Below are 18,131 nucleotides of genomic sequence, written 5' to 3'. Positions count from 1 at the left end.
TTGCATCCGTTTACAAACGGTCGTTTATTGGAGATATCTTAAATTGCAAACGGCCGGATTTCATGCCCCTGATTGGCTATGCGCGCGTATCGACAGAGGATCAGACACCCCTGCCCCAGTCTGAGGCCCTGCAAATCGCGGGATGCGTCGAAATCTTCGAAGAACACGCCTCAGGCGGCAATCGCGCGCGGCCAGTGCTTGCGCGCGTTCTCGAACGCGTTCAGATCGGCGACACGCTGGTCGTCGTGCGGATCGACCGGCTTGCGCGGTCCTTGTCGCATCTTCTCGAGGTGATCGAGAGTCTGGAGGCGAAGGGTGCCTTCTTCCGCTCCCTGCAAGACCCGATCGACACGTCCTCACCGCAGGGCAAGTTTACGCTGCAGGTTCTGGGCGCCGCAGCCGAGTTCGAACGCGCTCTGATCCGCGAACGCACAAAGGCCGGGCTTGCCTCTGCGCGCGCCAAGGGTCGCGTTGGTGGCAATCCTGGGCTAAGCGCCAAGGATCCCGTCGCGCTGCGCAAGGTGCGGCTGGCGCGACAGGACGGCTACATGGAGCGCCTGAACGAGACCGCGCAGGATTGGGTACCCCATGTGCGCCGCTTGCGCCCCGATATGGCTTGGGAAGACGTCTTGCAGATTATCAATGGCCCCCTGCCCCATGATCGACGCTGGACGCAAAGCCGCTTGCTTCGCGCCGTAAAGGCATATGTGCGCGACGGGTTTCTGCCCGATGAAGTGCTTGGCCGCGCCGGACGCCGCGAAACCGACGATCGCCTGCCTGCCATCGTGGCGGCCATCAAAGGTTCGGACCCCGATATCACGCTACAGGCGATCTGCGACCGATTGGAATCCATGCGTGAGCGGACACCACGGGGACGTACAAGCTGGCAACCGTCCTCCGTCAGGATGCTGTTGGAACGGGCGGAGCGACTTGGGTTGCTGATCAGGCAAATGGATTGACGACGCGCAGCCGATCTTCGACCAGCAATCCGTCGTGCATGTCCTCAGTCCATAACGTCGTGCACCCAGCGATCAGCGCGGCAGACACGATCATCGAGTCATAGACCGATAACTGGTACTTCGCTGCCAACGCGCGACCCACTTGATGGGTTTGAATCGTGAGGTCCTCGACAGGGCATAAGGACTTAATACCCTCAAGAAACGCTCCGGTATCTTCCCAACTGAGACCAGCTTTCCGTCGGCAATTTACCATCGCTTCGTTCAGGACCTGAACGCTGATCCGGGGTCCCTGCCCCAGAATTTCCTCCGCCCTCTCAGCCTTTGGACCATCGTCGAGCAGGTAGAGCACAACATTCGTGTCTGCGAATTCAGCGCTCATGCGCGGCGTCGCGGCTTAGACGCGCGTCCTTGGGCAGTTTTCCGCGAAACCGCCTTAGCCCTTGTAGAACTTCATCGGCGCGAGGTTGGCGTCTCACAAGAATGGTTCCATCGTCCTTTACCAGGTCGACCTGATCGCCTTCCTTTAAGCCGAGTTCTCTCACAAGATCCGCGGGTAGCCGGACGGCAAGGGAGTTTCCCCATTTGGCAACTTGCATCTTGTCCTCTCATGCATGGATAAACATCCAATAATGTATATCCAGAACTGCCAAAAGGCAAGCTCTGGTGCGCTCAAAGCCATGCTGGAGCCCTCCGACAAGAGTTCTCCCCTGTCCCTTTTCGTGAGATGCGGTGCGTTACACCATGCAGCAGGAAGCCTAACAGCCTTGTGTTCGGTGACGACCCGCCCACTAGATGTGGAAAAACCTTGCGCGAATCCGACTCTTGCGCCAATAGTCACGGAAACGAGGCAAAAAACGTCAATTTCCGTGAACACGCCAAAGACGCGATGTCTCGGAAGCGAGAGGGCAGATGGATAATACCTTTGTGCATGAGGATCTCAACGCGGTGATCCGCCAGCATTCGGAATGGCTGGCGAACCAGTTGCATTCGCAACGTGAGAGCCTGTTTCCACCCGATGCCGAGAAGACCATGCGCAAATTCACCTCTGGTGAGGCTGCGGCGCTGCTCGGCGTAAACGATTCCTATCTTCGCAAACTCAACTTGGATGGCAAAGGGCCTTCTCCCGAGCTGACCGCCGGCAACCGTCGTCTTTACTCGGCGCAGGATATCCAAGCGCTGCGTGTGCTCCTTGAAAAAACCGCTCGCAAGCCGGGCGATTACGTTCCCGGACGACGAGAGGGTGATCATCTTCAGGTCATCGGCGTGATGAATTTCAAGGGCGGGTCCGGAAAAACAACAACCTCTGCCCATCTCGCCCAACGGCTTGCCCTGCGCGGATATCGTGTGCTGGGCATTGATCTTGACCCACAAGCTTCCTTCACCGCGCTGCACGGCGTTCAGCCGGAATTGGACCTCGAAGATGGCGGCACTCTCTACGATGCGATCCGCTATGAGGACCCGGAGCCGATCCGGTCGGTCATCCGCAAGACCTATATCCCCAATTTGGACTTGATCCCCGGCAACCTCGAATTGATGGAGTTCGAGCACGACACCCCGCGCGCGCTGGCGCAGGGCAATGCCGGACTTTTCTTCTTCCGCGTGAAGGAGGCGCTGGCCCAGGTCGATGAGGACTACGACGTGGTCGTCATAGATTGCCCGCCGCAGCTTGGCTTTCTGACCATGTCCGCCCTGTCCGCGGCCACGGGCGTTCTGGTGACCATCCATCCAGAGATGCTCGATGTGATGTCCATGTCGCAATTCCTCCGCATGACAGCCGACCTCATGGACGTGATTGCCGAGAGCGGCGCTGACATGTCTCATGACTGGATGCGCTATGTTTTGACCCGCTACGAGCCGCAGGATGCGCCGCAGAACCGCATCGTGGCTTTCCTGCGAACAATGTACGGCGAAGCCGTGCTGAATTCGCCCATGTTGAAGTCTACAGCCATCTCAGATGCGGGCCTGACCAAGCAGACACTTTATGAAGTGGAACGCAGCGCGTTCACGCGTTCCACCTATGATCGCGCGATTGAGAGCCTGAATACGCTAAATGACGAGATCGCCGACCTAATCCAGAAAACCTGGGGGCGCACATGACCAGTGGCAAGAAGAAGCGCATGTCAATGCTGGACAGTCTCGCGGCAGCTGGGGCCCCCTCCCCTGCCCCTCAGACAGGTGCTGTGACACCGATGATGACCTCGAATCGCGCCCTTCGGTCCGCCCGCGACGCGGTCGATTCCCATCATGTTTGGGAACTGGACCCGGCGAGCATCGAAGACGGGCGTATGGCGGACCGGCTTGACCCGGCCGATGTAATGGATTTGCGCGATGCGATTGAGGCGAACGGTCAGACTGTTCCGATCCTCGTGCGACGTGCGCCGGGTGAAGATGATCGCTACCTTTTGGTCTATGGGCGACGCAGGCTGGAGGCGATCCGTCAGTCCGATAAGGTTACCAAGGTTCGCGCGTTAGTCACCAACCTGGATGACGACAGCGCTCTGCGTGCTCAGATTTCGGAGAACATGGGTCGGCGCGATTTGTCTTTTATTGAAAAGGCCCTGTTCGCAAAGGACCTTGTGTCGTCCGGCTTCGGAAATCAATCTCAGGTTGCAGAAATTCTTACCGTCACGAAGTCGTCCATATCTATGGCGATCGCGATCGCGGACATGGTCGGGCCGGATCTGGTACGCGCCATTGGCGCCGCCCATGGCATTGGCCGACCCCGATGGGAATCCCTTGGTCGGGCCATCGACGAGAATGGTCTGGACCGCGAGGACCTTATCGGGATCGCGAAAGAGGCACGTGAAAATGCCGAGACCTCCATGGTGGTGGATGACATTGCCTCTACCAATGACCCGTCCATCCAAACGTTCCTGGCCGTAGAAAAGGCTGTGACCAAGGCGATTAAACCGGCCAAGTCGCCCTCCCCTGCCCCACCTTCCAGCGTCCCGCTGAAGATCGGCGGCAAACGCGGCGGCACGGTCAAACGCACTGCCAAGGGCCTATCGATCGAGTTGGCGGATGGAGACTTCGCCGATTGGGTCGAGACGCAAGTGCATGACATGATTGAAGACCTTCACGAACGCTGGAAGCAGCGGTCGGAAGACTGAGGAAGAGCAGAAATCAAAGAAGGAGGCACGAAAAGGCAAAAGAAAAGGTCCCGCAAAGCGACCACTCCACGAGACCCTAACTTGTTTCTAGCACCTTCAAGGTAGTGTCCGGAGCTATTTTCCGCAAGTCCAAAGTGATTCGCGGACCGGGATATTTTTGTCTTCGTGAATGACAAAATGGACTACACGCCCGTAACGCCGTTCCGGCGAACGATAGATGCTGCCATCCTGAAACATCAGGCAGCGACCCAGGAAGACCTGCCCCCAGTCGGCGCCAACAAGTGGGAGGTCCTGAGGGAGCTCGCTGCCGCTCGAGTCGCGTTCGGCTTGTCCGATCGGGATTTGACGGTGCTTCAGGCGCTGGTCAGCTTTCACCAAGCGACAATTCTCGGAGGCAATGACAGCGAATTGATTGTACATCCGTCCAACAAGGCGATTTGCGAGCGCCTGAACGGCATGCCCTGCTCGACGATGCGGCGCCACCTCTCCAACCTTGTGCAGACTGGCTTTGTTGTCCGGCGCGATAGCCCCAATGGGAAGCGCTATGCCCGCCGCTACGGCGACGAAAAGGTTGCGTTTGGGTTCGACCTCTCTCCGCTCGTTCGACGCTTCCAGGAGGTTTGTGAGGCCGCTGAGACCGTCCGGGCCGCAGAAGAGCGGTACAAGCGCCTACGTGCCACTGTGAGCCTCATGCGGCGTGACCTCGCAGGGCTGGCCGAGTACGGGCGCTCACTTCGTCCGGATCAGGGCGTCTGGGACCAATTCTCTGATCTTGCGGTCCTAATGGCCCGAGATCTTCGCAGAAAACTCGAAATGGAAGACCTTAGGCGCATCGAAGACTCTTTGGGGTCAGCCTTAGATCACGCCAGAAACCTTCTGGATGGCTGTGAAACCGAAAATATGAGCACCAATGATGCTGTTTCTGAGCAGCACTATCAGAATTCAAATAAAGACTCTTATGATCTTGAACCTCGCTTAGAAAAAGCGCGGGGCGGAGGCGTTGCGCGCGATATTCCAGAAGTTGCCGATAGCCCTCTGTGTTCTGAAGATGAGGCGAACCCAACGGCAATTACTGACGATCAACTGATGCCGAATATACCGCTTGGTCTCGTCCTCGCCTCCTGTCAGGAATTCAAAGCTTATTCCGAGCAGCCTGTTCGCCACTGGCACGATCTGGTCCGTGTAGCTGATGTGGTCAGGCCCATGATGGGTATTTCCCCGTCCGCGTGGGACGAGGCGAAACGCTATATGGGTCCCGAAGAAGCGTCTGTTGTGATCGTTGCAATGCTTGAACGGTTTGCGGATATCCGATCACCTGGAGGCTACTTGAGAACCCTATCTTCAAAGGCAGCAATTGGGGAGTTCTCCTGCGGTCCGATGATCATGGCCTTGATGCGGCGGGATGCTGCATGATGAGTTCACAGCTGTGAACTCGGCTGACAAGTAGGATAGCTCGGGATAGTTCACAGCTGTGAACTTCTTTCCAACACGGTCAGAGGCAGCGCTCGCGGACTTGGCCAGAAACAGGGTGCTTCGGTTGCCAGTCACACGGGCATGTCACCGTCTCCAAAGAGGTTTGGAAAGAGCCGCTCTCGATAATCCAACGGAAACGCCAACCGAACCGGCGTCTTCGGCGAGACGGACGTCATGTATCCGGCGGCGGTCAGTTTACTCAGCGTGTTGCGAGCAGTACGCTCGGACGTCTTGAGCACAATCTGCGCATCGCCTCGTTCCAGTGCCCCATGACGAAGAACCGCCGAGATTAGTTCCGGCGCTCGCTTGTCATCGATGGTATCTGCAACAAGACGACGATACCGTTGGTCCAATCCGCCGAGATCGAACAATCTTGCTGAGAAGCTGATCTGGTCGAGCGTCACCTTTAGGAACCATTCACTAAACGTCTTCAGTGCCGCTTCTGACAGGTTCCCCCGTCCGTCGCGGTCTCCGCGGCGTGGACTGTCGGCCAGATCCATCATCCGTTTGTACTCGCCCCGATCGGTTAGCCCGCGGGCCAGCCCACGTGATACGGACCAGAGCCCTTGGCCACCAATCCCCGCTGTGAGGGCCATGGCATGAGACATCAGTCTGCTGACACGGCCGTTACCATCCGGGAAAGGGTGGATGTAGTTGAGCCGGTGATGCGCAGAGGCGATCGCAATGATCCGTCCGCTCGAAGACCGCGCCGCAATCTGAAATCGTTTGTCGAAGTGGTCCATGAATGCCGCGACACGCGACGATGAAGGAGGTAGGTGGCGCCCGACCACAACTTCCCGATCATCATCCTGGCGCATGCGTCCCGGAACGATGGGCTCTTGTGTGCCGTCGGGATGTTCGATGACCCGAAACTCATTCGGCATCTCGTCGTAGAAGCTCTTATGGACCCAAGTCAGGAATTCGACGGATGTGGGGCGGGGCAGGGTGCCCTTGCGATGCATCTCGTCGATGGCCCGTTGAACGATGACGTGCGCCCGGGCCTCAAGGGCGAGGGGACGGGTTTCTTCCTCAAGCTCGGCACCAGCCAGCGCCCTTTCGATATCGCGGGGGCGCGTGTTGTGTCCTTCGATCAGGTTGGAGTAATAGCAGTTCATCACACGGACGAGATCGGCAAGCTCAGCTGCGCTGTCAGGATGCAACCCTTGTCCCAGCCCGGTGGCTTCCCTCTGGATGTCGACCGAAAGGTCTGCCAGTTCTGTAGGAATATGCTCCTCGAAGAAGCAGGGTTCGATCCTGGCGGGTGTTTCCAGCATTTTGCCGATCTTCCATGTTTGCAAAGTATTTGAAAAATAAACACATTTCGTACTTTCAAGCAAGGTTTTGCCGATATGCGTTGCCGATCTTGCCTGCCGATCTGGAATTGCTGCATGAAATCAATGGCTTCGGCAGAAGGGCCGGGCTTTTCGGTTTTGTTGTGTGCCCAAAGGGGCCGGAAAAAGAGAAAGTGTTCTTCGGGTTTTGTGACTGACGGATGAGGGCCTTTGGGGTCCCTCAGATGGGTCCGGGCCGGGTTCCGGTCTGCCGTTCCGGATGAAGGGCATTCCTATGCAATCAGGTGTCTTGCGCGTGCTCCGCGCAACCGCCGCCTCCTGGTGGCGGCATAGAGAGCTGCGCCGAACTGGCCAGAGGGCGCTGGCACAGCGGCTCGAACGCCAGACCGTCCTGCGTGATCTCGGCTATCTGAAGCAGGCGGCGTCATTGCCAAACGCGCATGTGATCTGCGGGGAGGGTGGGACATTCCTCCATCTCGGTTGGACCACCGTGTCGACCTTCGCGCCGATCGAGCGCTTTCCCTTGGCCACTCTTGCGGTCGCACGTGGCACGCCGTTCATCGATATCCGACTCGTCACTGATGTCATCGCCTTCGCGAACCTGCCGCGGGTGACGCGGGACGGATCGGTCGACCCTGACTCTTCGGGTCCCGGCAAGTCCGTGTCGCTGACCACCTACATCGACATGGTCGAAGCCCTCGGTGGCAGGATCGCCAACGATCCGCGCCCCTGTCGGTCAACCTAGTCACCACTCCCTCTCACCAAAACTCGAAAAGGAGGCCAGCCATGGCCCGATCCCGTACGCCCAAATTCGATGCCTCAGAGGTCATCACAAACGAAATCATCCGCATCATCGAGCGCGGCGTCCTGCCATGGCGCAAGCCCTGGACCGCAGGCGGCAGCTCACGCCCCCTGCGCGTGGGCGGTGAGCCCTACCAGGGGGTGAACAACTTCCTGCTGACCATGCGGACCGTGATGGCGGGCCACAGCTCTCCCTTCTGGATGACGCTGCCGCAGGCCAATGCCTTGGACGCAAAGGTTCGCAAGGGCGAGAAGTCCTCTGTCGTCGTCTATTACGGCCAAAGCCAGAAAGGCGCCGACGGCGAGAACGACGGCAGCGACGGGGATGTTCGCTCCGAGCAAGCCCGCATCTTCCGCTTTCAGAAATCCTACCGCGTGTTCAATGCCTGCCAGATCGAGGGCTTGCCCGACAGCTTCTTCCCCGACCCGGAGCCCGTGCCCGAGCATCCGCCGTCCGAGCCCATCCCGCATATGCAGGCGTTTTTCGACGCCATCGACATCACGACCGTCTTTACCGGCAGGGAAGCCTACTACCTGCCGCCCGTGGACAAGGTCTACATGCCGTCCATCACGCGGTTTCAGGACCCGCGCAATTTCTACGGGGTCTGGGCCCATGAGCTGGCCCATGCCACAAAAGCCCCCCATCGGCTGAACCGCGATTTCGGGTTCTCGAAGTTTGGCAACACGTCCTATGCTCGCGAGGAGATCGTCGCGGAATTGACCTCGGTGTTCCTGGGTCAGACGCTGGGCTTTACCGCGCATACGCTCGAGATGAATGCCGCCTACCTCCACAACTGGTTGCGCGTTCTTCGGTCGGACAAGGGCGCAATCTTCCGGCACGCCGCGGACGCGCAGCGGGCCTGCGACTATCTGATCGCCAGATCGGAGGCGTGCAGGGCAGGGGAGGGCGCTGAGGCAGCATGACCTATGCTCTTCCGCAACGCAGAAAATGGCAGCTTCGAGCCCACTTTGACCGATGCTGCGTAAAGGATGTATCGCTGCTTTCGAGGGCGGTAGAAAACCTGCTTGATCGCAGCCGCGATGCGGAGGGAAAGCAGCGCCGAGTTGTCGGAACGCGTGAACCAAAAGGCGATCTAATCGAACGATTCAGCGCTTCACCCCGTCTGCGGCTGCCTCTCAAATACTGCGCGGTGCCCAGAGAATAATACCCGCACCGACAAGGCAAATGACCGCTCCAACTACATCCCATTGATCCGGGCGATGCCCTTCTACGCCCCATAGCCACAGCAGGGACGATACGATGTAAACGCCACCGTAGACTGCATAGGCGCGGCCCGCCTGATCGGCGGGGCTGAGCGCCAGTAGCCAGGCGAAAGCGGCAAGGGACAGCATGCCCGGTGCCAACCAAAACACGCTCTTGTCCAGCCGGAACCAGGCCCAGAAAGCAAAGCATCCGGCAATTTCGGCCAGCGCAGCGGCGAAGTAGATAAGAACCGTCTTCATCGGGCCAGACATACGTTCCGAGGAGGATCGGGTCTATTGCGAAAAATCTTTCAAATTCAGAGAAGCGAGCCCAAATCCGATCCAACACTTGGATAGGCCGCCGTCATCGACTTAAGTTGCTTGGCCGCCAGGCCCAGCTTGATTGCCAGCCCGAAGAAATTGATCAGTTCGCCGTATTCCGGGCCGAACAGGTGCGCGCCGAGGATCTTGCCGTTCGACTTGTCCACGAGGACCTTCGCGGCAGCAGAGGTCTCGCCGATCCGGTAGTTCGAATACCAATCGCCAGTGTCGGTGAACCGAACATCGACATCATACCCGGCGTCCCTTGCCTCACTTTCCAACATGCCGACACGCGCCACTTCCGGGACTGTGAAAACGGCTGTAGGAATACCGGCATAATCCGGTGCGGTCTGAGTGTCTTTGAGCATGTTGGAGGCCGCGACCTTCCCTTCGATCACTGCGACTGGCGTCAGCGGCATGCCATCGGTGTCGGCGGAATCTCCGGCGGCAAAGACCGCGCTGTTTGTCGTGCTTTGCAGATGCGGGGCTACAACGATGCCCTTGTCGCTGTAATCAACACCAGCCGCCTCAAGATTCAGATCGGCCAGGGCTGCCACACGGCCCGCGCCATGCACGACCAGATCGGTTTCGATTGTTCGGGTTTCATCGCCCGACTTCACCTCGACAGTGAATGCTCTACTGGCTTCCGAGACCGATACGATTTCGGTTTCGCGCATCAGGTCCACGCCGATACCGCCGCTGCGGTCGATCAGCATTTCGACCAGATCGGGATCGAAGCCGCGTAAGGGCCGGGCGCCACGATCCACGATGATCGGGTTGGCTCCGGCCCGTGCGGCGATATGCGCAAACTCGAAGGACACGAAGCCGCCACCGATAAAAAGAACCCGATTGGGAAGGGCCTCCAGGTTGAGGAAATCCGTGCTGTCGATCACGAGATCGGCCCCTGTGAAGCTCAGCGGCCTGGGCATGGCACCGGCGGCCACGAGGAACCGTTCCGACTGATATGCCGTTCCATCGACCTCCAGCGTGTTGCTTCCCGTGAACCGCGCGGCTCCATGCAGGGTTTCGACGCCGTTGCCCGACAGGCCCTTTTCCATCTTGTCCGGCACGGGATCGGTGAAGCCACGCTTGTGTGCCATCAGATCGGCCCAGTTGATCGACAGATCACCGGGATCGATCCCCTTGCCCTGCATGAGCCGTGCCGCGTCCATGATTTCCGCACCGCGCCGCAGGATTTTCTTTGGATCGCAGCCGCGCAATGCGCAGGTGCCGCCGTAGGGCAGCGCATCGACAATGGCGACACGCCATCCTGCCGCGCCACATTTGTTGGCCGCGGCCACGCCCGCCATGCCCGCCCCGATGACGATCAGGTCGTAGTCTTCATTCATTCTCCGGTCCTTGTCCTGATCTTCATCCGGCGCAGCAGCTCAACTTTGCCACGTCCATATCGAAGGTTTGCGCCGCCAGCTTCAGCCCTTCCACGGTCGTCAGATAGGGGAAGATCGTCTCCCCGAGCGCCTTTGTGGTCATGCCAAACTTCAGCGCCATAACGAGGGTCTGGATCGTATCGGACCCCTCGGGCGCGATGATCTGGCCGCCAAGCAGCCGGTCGGACTTTCTGTCCGCCACCAGCTTGATCAATCCGCGCGTGTCGCGTGCGGCCAGTGCGCGCGGCACCTGATCGAGCGGTACGATGGACGTCTTGACGTCGAGGCCCGCGTCCCGCGCCTGGGCTTCACCGAGACCGACGCCCGCGACCTGCGGGTCGGAAAACACCACCCAGGGCATCGCGGCGTTGTCGTAGCGATGGTCTTCGCCGAGAACCGCATTTTTGGCCGCGAGCTTTGCACCATAGGCCGCCATATAGACGAACTGGTCGCGGTCGGTCACATCGCCTGCGGCATAGATGCCGCGCACCGATGTCTGCATGTCCTCGCCGACGACGATGGACCCACGCGCGTCGGTTTCCACGCCGATTGCGTCCAGGCCCATATCTTTGGTATTGGCCCGCCTGCCAGCGGTCGAAACGAGGTGATCCGCCGTCACTTCGACAGGCTTTCCGTTCTGGATCACGCGCAGTGTCACGCCCGCGTCGTCGCGGCGCACAGTGTCGTAGCTTAACCCGGTCAGAAGGGTGATGCCTTCGGCCTCGAACGCCGCCGCCAATGCCTCCGAGACCTCTGGTTCCGCGCCGGGCAACAGATGCGAACGGGCGACAAGCGTGACCTTCACGCCCATGCGGCTCATCATCTGGGCCAGCTCCGCGCCGATGTAGCCCGCGCCGATGAAGATCAGGCTTTTCGGCAGTACTTCGAGTTCCAGAAGACTGGTGCTGTTGAGCGCGCCGATTTCCTCGATGCCGTCGATGGTCGGCAGAACGGGACGCCCGCCCGTGGCGATGATGGTCCTCGGTGCTTTCAGGGTTCGCTCACCGACTGTCACGCCACCTTCGATCAGCCGCGCGGGACCGGCGTCGATGTAATCGACATCCTCATATTCCGGCAGAAGGTCCGCGTATTTCTTCTGGCGCAGGGTCGTGACCAGATCGTCCTTGGACTGAACGAGCGTCTGCCAATCATCCACTTGTGCCCGTCCCGACAGGCCGGGGAACCGCTTGGCAGCCCCCGCACAGTGCACGGCCTCTGCCGCACGGATCATCGCCTTGGAGGGCACGCATCCCACGTTGACGCAAGTTCCGCCGATGGTGCCATGTCCTACGAGGGCGACACGCTTTCCGGCATCCGCGCCGGTAATTGCGGCGGAGAACCCCGCCGATCCGGCCCCAAGAACGATCAGGTCATAGCCGCCCTGTTCATCGTCGTTTTTGTTCAGGTCTTTCATCTCAGCGCGCCTCGCCATGTTCGGGGTCTTTTGGTCTGGCGGCGAGCAGATATATGACCGCGCCGATGGCGATCAGCGGTGTCAACATGCCGAGGAGGCCGAAGACCATGCCGGTGGCGGTGCAACATCCCATCATCATAAGAGCGATCCTTTCTTTTGCGCACGGTTCAGGAGAACCGCGTAGAGTGCTGTGGCGGCGAAAACGCCGATTGTGATCCGTATTGCGAACCTGAATTCGAGAAGAATGATCAGGATCGACAGGGCCACCGCGAGGCCGGTGGCCCAAAGTTTCGGGGCCGGTCCCGGTTTGCCAGCGCGCAGCCAAAGGGCCTGTGCCACCACGGCGAGGCTGAAAAACAGCAGCGGGAACAGGGCGTAATCGAGCCAGCCCGTGAGGGCCGACAATCCGACGCCAGCGACGATGACGACCAGAAGCGGTGTAAAGCAGCAGAGCGCGGCGAAGAGCGCACCGCCAAGCCCCCATTTCAGCAGACGGTCGGAATTTTCAGGTGTGTCAGTCAAGGAGCCGTCTTTCTTTGTGATGGGTCGGGGCCGGAGGCGCGTTTCATTTGCGAACGACGCAGTGCGCGGACGATCAGGTAGGTCAGACCCGCCAAAACCAGCACGGCAATGCCACTCATTCCAGAGAGCCAAGCCCCAACGCCGCCGAACAACGCTGCAAGCACGGCAGTTCCGCCGCCGCAGCAGACGACCACGACCGGAGCTGCTATTCCGAAGGCCAGCAGGCCACCCATCAGATTGTCACGCATTGCAGGAGATTGTCACGCATTGCAGGCGGCTCAGGAGGCTGTGTCGGGCAGCACCTGCGCCGGATAGCCATTGGCCGTCACCGCGCCGATGATGCTTTCGATGGAAGTTTCGGCGTCATCGTAGGTCACGCTGTAAACACCCTGCCCGTATTCGGGGCCGTCCTCGAATGCGGCGATCTCGACCGACGGAACACCGCGCATCGAGCTGGCAACAATGAACGAACAGGACGGGCATGTCAGTTCGCTGACGGCGATCTCGACCTGGCGCTCTTCAGCGAGGGCCGGGGTCGAGAGTGCGACGATGGCCAGGGCGGATAACAGGAGATGCTTCATGGTCATGGTCCTCGTTCAGAATTTCAGGATGAAGGGGGTGATGTAGGGAAAGATCATGGCGACAGCGACAATCGCGGAAGCGGCCCAGAGGGTTGCGCGCATGATGCGGCGGTCGATGGGGCGGGCGCAGGTGCCATCGGCACAGGCCTCGGCATCTACAGGCTTGTAAGCCTTGTAGAAGCCGTATCCCAAAAACGCGGCGCTCAGCGCGAAGGTGTACCATTTGTAGGCATAGAGCGCCCCGAGCTGCGCGATGAACACGCCTGTCACGCCAAAGCTGACCAGCACCAATGGAAGGATGCAGCAAGAAGTCATCGCCAGCGCACCGAGGACGCCGAGGCCGGTCACGCCCCATCCCTTGGTGGTTTCGTCGCCAATTTTCTGCGACTGAGATTGCGGAAGTTCCGCCAAATGTTGTTCCATCGAATCTTCCTTGAACAGATGTTTCCACCGTTCTAGGGTCTGTAGTTGATACAGGCTCAAGGGATTTTTCGGCACAATGAGTAACACAAGCGTGAGATCAATTCGGCGGGGCGATTTGGCCCGCGCAACGGGCTGCAACCTGGAAACCATTCGCTATTACGAGAAAATCGGGATCATGCCGGACCCGCCGCGCAGTACGAAGGGCTACCGAAGCTACGACGATGCCCACGTCAAGCGGCTGAAATTCGTCATGCGGTCCCGCGATCTAGGCTTTTCTCTCGAAGAGGTTCGCGGGCTGCTTGGGCTGGTCGATGACCGATCCCGGACATGCGCCGAGGTGCAGATCATCGCCGAAGATCATCTGACTGACGTTCAGGCCAAGATTGCCGATCTGCAGCGCATCGAGCGCGTCCTGTCGGACACTGTTGCGCGATGCACCGGCGATGCTGCCCCAGAATGCGCGGTGATCGATGCGTTACTCGATGCTTAGTCCACCCTAAAGAAGAGGGGGCAACGGACCTTCGTGAACGGCGCAGCGAAAGCCCGAAAAGTCCGCAGAGCGGACTATTGGAACTGTTTGGTTCGGGCAGGTTTGGACCGGGTTCCTCCGCCAAGCGGAAAAGGAAAAGTGGGCTTTGAGAAGGGTGTTTCAAACCTCTCAAAGGAGATCCCCATGTCCATGAATGTTCAACCCCAGCCAGACCGTCCGGATCCGACCGTGATCGCGGCGCAAAACGACGCGTTTCGCAAGCTCGCGTGCCTTGGGGTGCCGCCCGCGCAGCCCATCCAGGGCCGCATGCATGTCACCCGCGCGCTTATGGAGGCCGGTGACGGCTTCATGGCCGAGGCGGTGAAGGCGACCGGTGAGTTCGAGACATTCGAGCCTGAGAATGACCCGGAAGGCTGGCACGATTTCGGGGCGGTCGAGATCCGGGGAGAGACCGTGTTCTGGAAAATCGATCTCTATGAGGCAGATTCGGATTTCCGCTACGGGGCTGAGACCCCGGACAATCCCGCCACCACCATGCGCGTGCTGACCATCATGCTGGCGCGCGACTGGTAGGGCAGGGGACTCCTCCCCCCTGACATCTGAGACGATGAAGGCCCGCTGACCCCTCAAAGGGAAAGTGGGCCTTTTGTCGTAGTGATCCCTGAAGCCGGGGATTGGACACGCGCGTGAAGGCGCGGGCCCCACCTCACCCACCTGGAAGGATACCCCATGACCACGAACTTTGCCCCTCTCACCGTCGCCATCGGCGATCTGGTCCCGCATCCTGCCAATGTGCGCAGCAACGCGCCGGAAACCTATGACCCCGAGAACATCGCGCATCTGAAGGCCAGTATCGCTGTGCTGGGCCTGCTCCAGCCACTCCTCGTCCAGAAGATCGACGGCAAATACGCCGTGCTGGCCGGTGGCCGGCGGCATGCCGCGCTAAAGGAGCTGGTCGCTGACAAGGCCATCAAGGGCTTCACGGCGAAGACCAAGGTGGACTGCCGCCTCGTGCCGGAAGACTGCGACGTCACCACGGCGCTGTCGCTCGCCGAGAACGTCACCCAGGCGCCGATGAACGCCATTGACGAGTTCGAGGCTTTCGCTCGGATGATGGAGGTCGATGGCCAAACGCCCGAGACGATCGCAAAGACCTTCGGCACCACGGTGGCGGCCGTGAAAGGCCGGTTGCGTTATGGCCTGATCCACCCCGACATCCGCGCCGCGGCTCGGGGCAAGGTGATCACGCTCGACACGATGAAGGCCTTTGCTGAGCATCCAAGCCAGGAGGCGCAGCGCGAGGTCTTCGAGGCGCTCACGAAGGACGGCGGCTATCTGCAGGCCTATACCGTCCGTCAGGCCCTCAAATCCCGCGGCGTGCAGGTCAGCGACGATATCGGGGCTTTCGTGCGCGCGGACTACGAGGCGCGTGGCGGTGCCGTCGCAGCCGATCTGCTGGATGAGCATTCCGTGCTTGAGGATGCGGCTCTGGTCGAGACCATCCTGCTCGAGAAGCTCGGTGCCGCTGCCGAAGAGGCCCGTATGAGGCTGGGCTTTGCCTGGGCCGATGCGATGGTGCGCTATGATTACGCGACCATGGCCGACTACGGCCGCGTCTATCCCGGCCCGATCGAGCCGGATGAGGCTGCCCAGAAGCGCATCGATGAGATCACCGCCGAGCTTGAGAAATTGCAGCTCGAGATGGAGGATGAGGGGCTCGAGGACGGTGCCTACAACGCGCTTTACGATCGCGTGGATGCCTTGGAAGAGGAAGCCCGCGATCTGCAGGAGGCCTACAGCGCCGAGGACCTCGCGCGGTCTGGGGTGATCGCCTCGTGGCAGGGTGGGCAGATCACGCTCCATGTGGGCCTCGTCCGCCCGGAAGACACCGTCAAAGAGGAGGGCGCGCGCGGCTCCTCGGCTAGCCCAACCGGGGAGGAGGCCCCGGACCCGGGCGAAATCACCTACCCGGCCTCGCTGGCCGAGGACCTCAAGACCGAGCGGGCCATGGCCCTCGGCGCCGCGATGGCGCTGCATCCGGAGGCCACGCTCGATCTGACGCTCTTCAAGCTGGTCAGTGATGTTCTGGCCAGCGGCATGAGTGTCACGCAGGCGATCAAGATCGATGCCCGCAAGGAATACCGCAGCCATGCCAAGATGGACGAGATCGACGAGACCTCGCTCGAGCAGGTGGCGGCGGCGCATGATGCGCTTGATCTCTCGTGGCTCGATGACGCCCGCGCGCCCGCCGATCAGTTCGCGGCGTTTCGCGCGCTGGAGGCAGGGGAGAAGGCCAAGCTCGTCGCCTATGCGACCGCCAGCACGACGCAGTCCTGCTTCGCACGGGACCGCCAGCGCGACAGCCTGATGCATGACTTCGAGATCGAGATCATGCCCGACATCCGGGCGCATTGGACGCCGAATGCGGCGCTCTTCAACCGCTTCAAGAAGGCCTGGCTCCTGAAGATCCTCGGCGAGGATTTGGGCCTGGCCCAGGAGGCGGTGACGCTGGCCTCGTCGAGCAAGAAGGAGATCGTCGCCTTTTGCGACAAGCTCTTCGCCGAGCCTTTCGCCACGCTCACGGACGCGCAGCGCGCTGCCGTGGCCGCCTGGTGCCCGCCGATGATGCAGACCGCGGGTGGCGCCTGTGATGAGGCGGAGCCCACCGTGGAAACTCCGGAGCCTGCCAGCGAGGTCGCGCAAGCGGCCTGATGCATCAAGTGACCCGCGCGTGGGCCATGCCGCCCGCGCGGGTCGACCCCCCACACCCAACGGAAAGACACCCCCATGGCTATTCTCAAGTTCTCTGCCTCGGCGGTCGCGGCTCAAATCGCACATGCGCGCGCCTGCAAAACCTTCCTGCCCAACTGGAACGGCCCGGTGGACAGGCCCGCCCTGATCCTCATCGTCGGCAATGGTGTGCATCTGCGCTCAAATGGCATCGATGGCACGACCACCCGTATCGTCACCACCGAACAGGCCGATCCCTCCTTCGCCTTCGCGGACGGCATGAACCCGTTTCGCGACACCGACTGGATGGCGCAGCGCCGCATGGCGTTCCGCGACCTGACCGGCCAGTTCTACACCGACATCCTGGATGACGTGCAGGTGCTCATCGACCGGGGGCGGGGTGCGATCCGGCTCGCCACCGATGGCCACAGCATCCGCGTCTTCGTGCGCCGGGCCTCGGACTATCTCATCGGCGGAACCTACGAAGTGCCCTCGGGCCTCGGCGGCACCTTCCGGGTCATCCTCAAGGATGCCTGCGACACCTTCGCGATCGTGCAGAACTGTGGCAATTGCGAGGATTTCGACGCCATGCAGCCCTACCGCGTGCCGCTCGATGCGCTGATGGAAATCGATGACCGGAGGGCGGCGTAATGGGTTGGCTCTTCTACACCGACGGCCGCGTCCAGACCTACGCGGATGAGAAAGCGGAGATTGCTCGGCTGTGCACCTTCGAGGGCGAAAGGCGCAAGACGGAACTGGTCAAAGCCTGCAAGGTGGGTTCGACTTGGTATGCGGCGGCAAAGGTCACAAATATCGACGGCACCCCTGTCGAAGACACGACCTATGTCACCGATGCGGATGGTTCCATCACTTTCGCCGCCGTATTCCTTACCCGATACGATGAGGGCTGCTGGGGCTACAAGGACATGGAGGAAAGCGCTGGCCCGAACGAGTCGCGCGCTCCGCTCAGCCTTCTGGCGCTGCTCTCGGAATTGAGGGACCCAGAGAGCTATGCCCAGGACTGGCGCCAGCGCTGCCGGGACTGGGCGTCGATCCCGGATTACGACGAAGGTGACAAGATCAAGCTCGCAAAACCGGTGACGCTCACCGACGGCAGCACCTGCCAGATCGTCACCGCGACCCACTACAGGCGCGGGCGGCAAAAACGCCGGTGCTACCGCATCGAGGAAACCGGTGGGCTCGTGCGCCTCTCGAAAGCCTCGCTTGCGGGCTCGGAGCTGCTCAGCTCCGCGAAGGGTGCGGCCAGCCCAGTGCTGGCGGAGTTTCTGGCGGGGCGATAATAGGTGCTGCGCCGGACGGTTTATCGGCCTGCCCGGCGACAGCAGATGCTGCGGCTTGTCTTGACAAGGCAATGCAAGTGCATTACCTATCGCAGGCAGCAAAGACCCCCTTTCTTTCAGGAG

The 18,131-nt window shown here is 60.6% G+C and carries 22 protein-coding genes; 11 read left to right on the top strand and 11 right to left on the bottom strand.

Annotated features, from left to right (window positions below; translation table 11 throughout):
* Positions 1-62: 62 nt before the first annotated feature.
* Positions 63-959, top strand: coding sequence for a recombinase family protein (locus XM53_RS20325; RefSeq protein ID WP_057796634.1), 897 nt, complete (start codon positions 63-65; stop codon positions 957-959).
* Here the strand turns inward: XM53_RS20325 and XM53_RS20320 are convergent.
* On the bottom strand, positions 943-1,338 hold the full coding sequence (locus tag XM53_RS20320; RefSeq protein WP_017467198.1) for a PIN domain-containing protein: 396 nt from the start codon (positions 1,336-1,338) through the stop codon (positions 943-945). The genes XM53_RS20325 and XM53_RS20320 overlap by 17 nt on opposite strands.
* Positions 1,328-1,555, bottom strand: coding sequence for an AbrB/MazE/SpoVT family DNA-binding domain-containing protein (locus XM53_RS22780; RefSeq protein ID WP_009815510.1), 228 nt, complete (start codon positions 1,553-1,555; stop codon positions 1,328-1,330). The genes XM53_RS20320 and XM53_RS22780 overlap by 11 nt, the downstream gene beginning before the upstream one ends.
* Before the next feature lie 313 nt (positions 1,556-1,868).
* Between XM53_RS22780 and repA the strand changes: the two genes are divergently transcribed.
* The 3 genes from repA (at position 1,869) to repC (ending at position 5,482) form a co-directional block, all read left to right on the top strand.
* Complete coding sequence (gene repA, locus XM53_RS20315) at positions 1,869-3,056, top strand: plasmid partitioning protein RepA (protein ID WP_027263652.1); 1,188 nt, start codon at positions 1,869-1,871, stop codon at positions 3,054-3,056.
* Complete coding sequence (repB, locus tag XM53_RS20310) at positions 3,053-4,069, top strand: plasmid partitioning protein RepB (RefSeq protein ID WP_057796633.1); 1,017 nt, start codon at positions 3,053-3,055, stop codon at positions 4,067-4,069. The genes repA and repB overlap by 4 nt, the downstream gene beginning before the upstream one ends.
* 177 nt (positions 4,070-4,246) lie before the next feature.
* A complete protein-coding gene (gene repC / locus XM53_RS20305) occupies positions 4,247-5,482 on the top strand; it encodes a plasmid replication protein RepC (RefSeq protein WP_057796632.1) in 1,236 nt (411 codons plus the stop codon).
* A gap of 131 nt (positions 5,483-5,613) precedes the next feature.
* Here the strand turns inward: repC and XM53_RS20300 are convergent, their stop codons facing one another.
* On the bottom strand, positions 5,614-6,816 hold the full coding sequence (locus tag XM53_RS20300; protein WP_057796631.1) for a Fic family protein: 1,203 nt from the start codon (positions 6,814-6,816) through the stop codon (positions 5,614-5,616).
* A gap of 277 nt (positions 6,817-7,093) precedes the next feature.
* On the opposite strand from XM53_RS20300, the gene XM53_RS20295 reads away from it, so the two are divergent.
* Both XM53_RS20295 and XM53_RS20290 read left to right on the top strand, forming a co-directional pair.
* The gene (locus XM53_RS20295; protein WP_057796630.1) at positions 7,094-7,579 is read left to right on the top strand and encodes a hypothetical protein; all 486 of its coding nucleotides are present in this window, start codon (positions 7,094-7,096) and stop codon (positions 7,577-7,579) included.
* 41 nt (positions 7,580-7,620) lie between these two features.
* Positions 7,621-8,559, top strand: a complete 939-nt coding sequence (locus tag XM53_RS20290) for an ArdC family protein (RefSeq protein WP_057796629.1) — start codon at positions 7,621-7,623, stop codon at positions 8,557-8,559.
* A 213-nt stretch (positions 8,560-8,772) separates the two neighbouring features.
* On the opposite strand, the gene XM53_RS20285 is transcribed toward XM53_RS20290, so the two are convergent.
* The 8 genes from XM53_RS20285 to XM53_RS20260 are packed head-to-tail and all read right to left on the bottom strand — an operon-like array spanning position 8,773 to position 13,487.
* Complete coding sequence (locus XM53_RS20285) at positions 8,773-9,099, bottom strand: YnfA family protein (RefSeq protein ID WP_040546036.1); 327 nt, start codon at positions 9,097-9,099, stop codon at positions 8,773-8,775.
* A gap of 56 nt (positions 9,100-9,155) precedes the next feature.
* Positions 9,156-10,508: a dihydrolipoyl dehydrogenase family protein gene (locus XM53_RS20280; RefSeq protein ID WP_017467591.1), complete on the bottom strand. Its 1,353-nt coding sequence runs from the start codon at positions 10,506-10,508 to the stop codon at positions 9,156-9,158.
* Positions 10,509-10,530: 22 nt separating this feature from the next.
* Positions 10,531-11,961, bottom strand: a complete 1,431-nt coding sequence (gene merA, locus XM53_RS20275; protein WP_057796628.1) for a mercury(II) reductase — start codon at positions 11,959-11,961, stop codon at positions 10,531-10,533.
* Between the two features lies 1 nt (position 11,962).
* Positions 11,963-12,100: a hypothetical protein gene (locus tag XM53_RS23475; protein ID WP_007803572.1), complete on the bottom strand. Its 138-nt coding sequence runs from the start codon at positions 12,098-12,100 to the stop codon at positions 11,963-11,965.
* The gene (gene merF / locus XM53_RS20270; RefSeq protein ID WP_007803570.1) at positions 12,097-12,483 is read right to left on the bottom strand and encodes a mercury resistance system transport protein MerF; all 387 of its coding nucleotides are present in this window, start codon (positions 12,481-12,483) and stop codon (positions 12,097-12,099) included. Before merF ends, XM53_RS23475 begins: the two co-directional genes overlap by 4 nt.
* Positions 12,480-12,731 (bottom strand): hypothetical protein, encoded by a 252-nt coding sequence (locus XM53_RS23250; RefSeq protein ID WP_072629817.1) that lies wholly within the window; start codon positions 12,729-12,731, stop codon positions 12,480-12,482. The genes merF and XM53_RS23250 overlap by 4 nt, the downstream gene beginning before the upstream one ends.
* Positions 12,732-12,761: 30 nt before the next feature.
* Entirely contained in the window at positions 12,762-13,064 is a 303-nt protein-coding gene (locus XM53_RS20265) for a heavy-metal-associated domain-containing protein (RefSeq protein WP_040545980.1), read from the bottom strand.
* Between the two features lie 15 nt (positions 13,065-13,079).
* Positions 13,080-13,487: a mercuric transporter MerT family protein gene (locus XM53_RS20260; protein WP_007803565.1), complete on the bottom strand. Its 408-nt coding sequence runs from the start codon at positions 13,485-13,487 to the stop codon at positions 13,080-13,082.
* Between the two features lie 76 nt (positions 13,488-13,563).
* Here XM53_RS20260 and XM53_RS20255 point away from each other — a divergent pair, with 76 nt between their 5' ends.
* The 5 genes from XM53_RS20255 (at position 13,564) to XM53_RS20235 (ending at position 18,008) form a co-directional block, all read left to right on the top strand.
* The gene (locus tag XM53_RS20255) at positions 13,564-13,977 is read left to right on the top strand and encodes a MerR family transcriptional regulator (RefSeq protein WP_153218054.1); all 414 of its coding nucleotides are present in this window, start codon (positions 13,564-13,566) and stop codon (positions 13,975-13,977) included.
* A 183-nt stretch (positions 13,978-14,160) separates the two neighbouring features.
* Positions 14,161-14,550, top strand: coding sequence for a DUF3768 domain-containing protein (locus XM53_RS20250; protein ID WP_057796627.1), 390 nt, complete (start codon positions 14,161-14,163; stop codon positions 14,548-14,550).
* 156 nt (positions 14,551-14,706) lie between these two features.
* A complete protein-coding gene (locus XM53_RS20245; RefSeq protein WP_057796626.1) occupies positions 14,707-16,689 on the top strand; it encodes a ParB/RepB/Spo0J family partition protein in 1,983 nt (660 codons plus the stop codon).
* A gap of 75 nt (positions 16,690-16,764) precedes the next feature.
* Entirely contained in the window at positions 16,765-17,358 is a 594-nt protein-coding gene (locus tag XM53_RS20240; RefSeq protein ID WP_025042408.1) for a hypothetical protein, read from the top strand.
* A complete protein-coding gene (locus XM53_RS20235; RefSeq protein WP_057796625.1) occupies positions 17,358-18,008 on the top strand; it encodes a DUF6927 domain-containing protein in 651 nt (216 codons plus the stop codon). Before XM53_RS20240 ends, XM53_RS20235 begins: the two co-directional genes overlap by 1 nt.
* Positions 18,009-18,131 lie beyond the last annotated feature (123 nt).

The organism is Roseovarius atlanticus (genome assembly GCF_001441615.1).
Taxonomy (GTDB): domain Bacteria; phylum Pseudomonadota; class Alphaproteobacteria; order Rhodobacterales; family Rhodobacteraceae; genus Roseovarius; species Roseovarius atlanticus.
Note: the sequence above shows the minus strand (reverse complement) of the source record. Positions and strands in the feature narration are given on the sequence as shown.